The organism is Kitasatospora sp. NPDC004240, assembly GCF_053603215.1.
The window spans coordinates 1-5061 of the sequence record NZ_JBSGFD010000350.1; the positions used below are offsets into that span (position 1 = coordinate 1).

General features: G+C 75.8%; 7 protein-coding genes and 1 pseudogene. 5 read left to right on the forward strand and 3 right to left on the reverse strand.

Going from position 1 to position 5061, the window contains the following annotated elements:
• Positions 1–9 precede the first annotated feature (9 nt).
• Complete coding sequence (locus tag ACWEQL_RS40875) at positions 10–153, forward strand: helix-turn-helix domain-containing protein (protein WP_452156462.1); 144 nt, start codon at positions 10–12, stop codon at positions 151–153.
• 60 nt (positions 154–213) lie between these two features.
• Here ACWEQL_RS40875 and ACWEQL_RS40880 read toward each other — a convergent pair whose 3' ends face one another.
• Positions 214–1203 (reverse strand): aldo/keto reductase, encoded by a 990-nt coding sequence (locus ACWEQL_RS40880; RefSeq protein ID WP_452156450.1) that lies wholly within the window; start codon positions 1201–1203, stop codon positions 214–216.
• A 144-nt stretch (positions 1204–1347) separates the two neighbouring features.
• Between ACWEQL_RS40880 and ACWEQL_RS40885 the strand changes: the two genes are divergently transcribed.
• From ACWEQL_RS40885 to ACWEQL_RS40900, 4 genes are read left to right on the forward strand one after another with little or no spacing between them, the layout of a single operon-like run.
• Complete coding sequence (locus ACWEQL_RS40885; RefSeq protein WP_452156452.1) at positions 1348–1929, forward strand: TetR/AcrR family transcriptional regulator; 582 nt, start codon at positions 1348–1350, stop codon at positions 1927–1929.
• A 50-nt stretch (positions 1930–1979) separates the two neighbouring features.
• Complete coding sequence (locus ACWEQL_RS40890; protein ID WP_452156454.1) at positions 1980–2555, forward strand: DUF4865 family protein; 576 nt, start codon at positions 1980–1982, stop codon at positions 2553–2555.
• Between the two features lie 19 nt (positions 2556–2574).
• A complete protein-coding gene (locus ACWEQL_RS40895) occupies positions 2575–3009 on the forward strand; it encodes a carboxymuconolactone decarboxylase family protein (RefSeq protein WP_452156456.1) in 435 nt (144 codons plus the stop codon).
• The gene (locus tag ACWEQL_RS40900) at positions 3006–4001 is read left to right on the forward strand and encodes a phosphotriesterase family protein (protein WP_452156458.1); all 996 of its coding nucleotides are present in this window, start codon (positions 3006–3008) and stop codon (positions 3999–4001) included. The genes ACWEQL_RS40895 and ACWEQL_RS40900 overlap by 4 nt, the downstream gene beginning before the upstream one ends.
• On the opposite strand, the gene ACWEQL_RS40905 is transcribed toward ACWEQL_RS40900, so the two are convergent.
• Entirely contained in the window at positions 3938–4267 is a 330-nt protein-coding gene (locus ACWEQL_RS40905) for a MoaF-related domain-containing protein (RefSeq protein ID WP_452156460.1), read from the reverse strand. The genes ACWEQL_RS40900 and ACWEQL_RS40905 overlap by 64 nt on opposite strands.
• A gap of 293 nt (positions 4268–4560) precedes the next feature.
• Positions 4561–5061 (reverse strand): annotated as a pseudogene (locus ACWEQL_RS40910) (hypothetical protein); the annotation flags it as partial.

A 5061-nucleotide genomic window follows, 5' to 3' on the forward strand; every position in this document is an offset into this window, starting at 1 on the left:
GACCTCCTGATCCACGGCGCCACCAACAAGGACATCGCCGCCGCCCTGTTCCTCTCCTCACGCACCGTCGAACACCACGTCGCCGCCGTCCTGCGTAAACTCGGCACCACCCGCGACCACCTCACCCGGTCACAGGACCCCCCGGTACCGTGAAGCGGAACAACGGCGCCGATCAGAAGCCGCTCCGCACGTGGTCGGAGAGACACCGCCTCCTCAGCCGACGATTCGGTCGATCTCGGTCAGTTCCTCGGCCGTCAGCGCGGGGGCGGCCAGCGCGTCCAGGTTCTGGTCCAGCTGGTGGACGCTGCTCGCCCCGATGATCACCGAGACCACCCGCGGGTCCCGCAGCACCCAGGACAGCGCCAGCTGCGCCAGGCTCTGCCCACGCCGCTCGGCGACCTTGGCCAGCGAGCGCAGCTGCTCCAGCTTGGCGCCGCTCAGCGCCTCCTCCTTGAGGAAGTGCCCGACCGACATCCGCGACCCGGCCGGCACCGCGCCGCTGAGGTAACGGTCGGTCAGCAGGCCCTGGGCGAGCGGGGAGTAGGCGATCAGGCTGGTCAGGGTGTCGCCGACCGCGTCCAGCAGGCCCTCCTCCGGGCCGCGGTCGAGGATCGAGTAGCGGGCCTGGTTCATCAGCACCGGGGTGCCCAGCTCGCGCAGGATCGCCACGGCCTCCCGGTGCTGCTCCGCCGGGTAGTTGGAGATGCCCGCGTACAGCGCCCGGCCCGAGCGCACCGCCTGGTCCAGCGCGCCCATGGTCTCCTCCAGCGGAGTGTCCGGGTCGTGGCGGTGCGAGTAGAAGACGTCCACGTGGTCCAGGCCCATCCGGGACAGCGACTGGTCCAGGCTGGCCAGCAGGTACTTGCGGCTGCCGCCGTCCCCGTACGGGCCGGGCCACATGTCGTAGCCGGCCTTGGAGGCGATGAACAGCTCGTCCCGGTACGGCCGGAGGTCCTGCGCGTACAGGTGGCCGAAGTTGCGCTCCGCGCTGCCGTACGGCGGGCCGTAGTTGTTGGCCAGGTCGAAGTGGGTGACACCCCGGTCGAAGGCCCGGCGCAGCACGGCGCGCTGCACGTCCAGCGGCTGGGAGTCGCCGAAGTTGTGCCACAGGCCGAGCGAGACGGCGGGCAGCCGCACGCCGCTGCGACCGGCGCGGCGGTAGGTCATCGAGGCGTAGCGGTCATCCGCGGCGAGGTAGCTCATGGCGGCCATCCTGCCAGCTCGACGGCCGATCAGGGGCCCCTCGCCCGGGGCCCGCCTTCAAGTTCCCGCCTGCGAGCCCCGCCTTCGAGCGCCCGCCTGCGAGCCCGACGTCCGGTCGGTCCCTGGCGTTCTGTACCTACTGGTATGTACAGTGCTCCCATGACGACCCAGGACCGCCTGATCGAGAGCACCCGGGAACTCCTCTGGGAGCGCGGCTACACCGGCACCAGCCCCAAGGCCATCCAGCAGCACGCCGGCGTCGGCCAGGGCAGCATGTACCACCACTTCACCGGCAAGCCCGACCTGGCCGCCGCCGCCCTGCGCCGCAGCGCCGAGGAGATGCGGGCCGTCGCCGCGGCCGAGCTGGCCGGCCCCGGCGACGCGTACGAGCGGCTGAGCCGCTACCTGGACCGCGAGCGCGAGGTGCTGCGCGGCTGCCGGATCGGCCGGATGGCGCAGGACCCCGAGGTGATCGCCGACCCGCGGCTGCGCGGGCCCGTCGAGGAGACCCTCGCCTGGCTGCGCGGCCGGATCGCCGAGGTGATCGCCGAGGGCCGGGCCGCCGGAGACCTCCTCCCGGGCGCCGACCCGGCCGACCTCGCGGCCGCCGTGGTCGCCGTGGTCCAGGGCGGCTACGTGCTGGCCCGGGCCGCCGACGACCCCGAGCCGTTCCGGCGGGCGGTCCGGGGCGTCCTCGGCCTGCTCGCCGCCCAGCGCGCCCGCTGACCCCGCCGGGCCGTCACCGCACGCGCCCCACACCGAGGAGGACCGGCACCGTGCACGCCATGCAGTACGAGATCACCCTCCCCGCCGACTACGACATGGGGATCGTCCGCCGCCGGGTCGCCACCAAGGGCCACCTGCTGGACACCCACCCCGGCCTCGGCCTCAAGGCCTACCTGATCCGTGAACGCGGCGTCGCCGGATCGCCCGTCAACCAGTACGCGCCGCTCTACCTGTGGCGCACCGCCGAGGGCATGAACGGCTTCCTCTGGGGCCCCGGCTTCCGCGGCCTGAGCGCCGACTTCGGCCGCCCCGCGGTACGCCACTGGCTCGGCGCCGGGCTGTACCGCTGCGCCCGCGACGCGGCCCCGGCCACCGCCACCCGCCGGCTGGAACGCCTCCCGGAGGGCGCCGACCCGGCCGAGGCCGTGGAACGGGCGCTCGCCGCGCTGCCCGGCCACCCGGAACTCCACACCGCCGCGGTCGCGGTCGACCCGGCCCGCTGGGAGCTGATGCACCTCGCGCTCTGGTACGGCCGGGCCCCCGAGGACACCCCCGGCGAGCACTACGAACTGCTCCACCTGTCCGCCCCCGAGCTCGACCGGCTCCCGTCCGGCCGCCACTGGTGACCCCAGGAAGGACCGCCCCGTGCAGCCCACCGATCTGACCCCCCAGCCGCTCGACCGCGCCGCCGGCCACCGCCTGCTCGACGAACTCGCCGGGCCCCGCACCCAGGAGCGGACCCTGCGCGGCCTGGACGAGCTGGCCCCCGGCTTCGCCGACTGGATCGTCACCAGCCTCTTCGGCGGCACCTACCAGCGCCCCGGCCTCGCCCTGCGCGACCGCCAACTGCTCAACCTGGCCGCCCTCACCGCCCTCGGCGGCGTCGAGCCGCAGCTCGCCGACCACGTCCGCAACAGCCTGCGGATCGGCCTCACCCGCGAGGAGATCACCGAGGTCATGGTGCACCTCGCCCCGTACGTGGGCGTCCCCAAGGCGCTGGCCGGACTCCGGGTGGTGGCCGCCGAGTCCGCGGCCACGGAGACGGCGGCGGCCACGGAGGCGGAGGCCCGGGCCCGATGACCGCGACCGTCCGGACCGTGCTCGGCGACCTCGACCCCGCCCGGCTCGGCGTCACCGACGCGCACGACCACCTGTTCCTGCGCAGCCCCCGCCTGCCCGGCGAGGAGCTGGCCGATCCCATGGAGGCCGGGGCGGTGCTGCGCGCCTTCGCCGCCGCCGGCGGGCGCGCCCTCGTCCAGTGGACCCCGCACGGCCTGGGCCGCGGCGCCGCCGCACTGGTACGGCTGTCGCGGGAGAGCGGGGTGCACGTGATCGCCGCGACCGGGCTGCACCAGGCCGTGCACTACGACCGGGCCTGGCTGCGCGAGCGGTACCGGGACCTCGCCGGGCTGTTCGTCACCGAGCTCACGGTCGGACTGCACGGCGACCCGGCCGCGCCCCGGGCCGGGCTGATCAAGGTGGCCGGCGACTACCACGCCCTGGAGCCGCACACCCGCCGGGTGCTGGCCGCCGCCGCCGAGGCCCACCACGCCACCGGCGCCCCGGTCGCCGTCCACCACGAGCTGGGCACCGCCGCCCCGGAGGTGCTCGACCTGCTCTGCGGGCGGCTCGGCGTGCCGGCGCACCGGGTGCTGCTGGGGCACCTCAACCGGCTGCCCGACCTCCGGCTGCACCGCGAGCTGGCCGCCTCCGGCGCGTACCTGGCGCTGGACGGCCCCTCCCGGGCCCACCACGCCACCGACCACCGGCTGCTCGACGCGGTCGAGGCCCTGGCCTCGGCGGGCCACGCCGACCGGATCCTGCTCGGCGCCGACACGACCACCGCCTCGGCCCGGCACGCCCCCGGCGCCGCCCACCTGCTGACCGGGCTGGCGCCCCGGCTGACCCGGGCGTTCGGCGCCGCGCTCACCGAGCGGCTGCTGGTCGCCAACCCGGCGCGGGCCTTCGCGGGGGAGTGGCCGGCACCCCCGCAGGGCCCGGACGGGCCTCAGACCACCTGCTCCAGCGTGCCGGTGTGCAGCTCGCCCACCCGGCCGCCCTCGCCCTCGTAGGTCCAGAAGGCGCGTACGGTCAGCCGGGCCAGGTCCATGACGTGGCTGACCGTGATGCCGCTCTGCTCCGTCCAGCTGACGAAGTACAGCTGCGGCCCGACCTCGGCGACGTGCAGCGCCACGTCGTCCCCCTGGCCGGCCGACTCGCCCAGGCCCTCCCAGCGCAGCCGCTTGCCGTCGGCCGAGTAGGCGTTGCGGAAGGCCGCGCCGTTGTCGACCTGGAAGAGGTAGGTGCGGCCGGCGAAGGCGGGCAGGGGCGCGGTCATGGGGTCCTCGTCGTCTTGATCGGTGCGGTACGGATCACCAACTTATCCGACCGGGTGTGCTCCGCGGCCGTACTCGGCCCGCCCGGTGGCAGGACGGTCACGGTGGCGGGCCCCCGGCGGCCGGGCCGGATGATCTGTGAGGGGTCGCCCCGGCGACCGCCGCCCCCGCCCCCGCGCCCACCTCCGCCCCGACCGCGACGCCCTCCGCCCGGTCGTGACGGCGGCCGTCGGCCCGGCCGGCTCCCCCGTGGGGCCGGCCCGGCCGACGGGGCCTCAGCGACGCCGGGAGGGCGTCACCGGCTCCACCGGAGTCCGCCGGACCGGGTCTGGAGGACCGTGATCTCGAACGGCTTCTTGTGGTCGGTCTCGTCCGGGTCGTCCGCGCCGCGCAGCGAGACCCAGCCGTCGGTGAGCGTGCCGCGGGCCGGGACGTCCGCGGCCAGCCGGACCGGGATCCGCGCGGTGGCGGTGCGCCCCGCGGGCAGCCCCGCCGGGAAGGCACAGCGCACCCGGTGGCCGTTCTGGAACGCGTAGCAGTTCTCCGGGAAGAACGGGCCCTCCGGGGTGACCCCCGCCGGCATGGTGATCACCACGGTGAACGGGGAGGCGGTGCGCTCCGGCCCGAGGTTGGCGATCAGGGCGCGGATGACGGTGGTGCCGCCCGGCACGGCCGGCGCCGGGCGGGCGGGGATGACCACCAGATCCGACGTCGAGGGCGTCACGGCGGCCGCCGCCGGGGTTGCCGCGGCCGCCGGGGCGGCCGGCGCCTCGGCGGTGGCCGGCGGATCGGCCAC

Bases quoted from the DNA above. Each gene is read 5' to 3' on its own strand.
- ACWEQL_RS40880 (WP_452156450.1), bottom strand. From the start codon at position 1,203: ATGAGCTACCTCGCCGCGGATGACCGCTACGCCTCGATGACCTACCGC.
- ACWEQL_RS40885 (WP_452156452.1), top strand. From the start codon at position 1,348: ATGTACAGTGCTCCCATGACGACCCAGGACCGCCTGATCGAGAGCACC.
- ACWEQL_RS40900 (WP_452156458.1), top strand. From the start codon at position 3,006: ATGACCGCGACCGTCCGGACCGTGCTCGGCGACCTCGACCCCGCCCGG.
- ACWEQL_RS40905 (WP_452156460.1), bottom strand. From the start codon at position 4,267: ATGACCGCGCCCCTGCCCGCCTTCGCCGGCCGCACCTACCTCTTCCAG.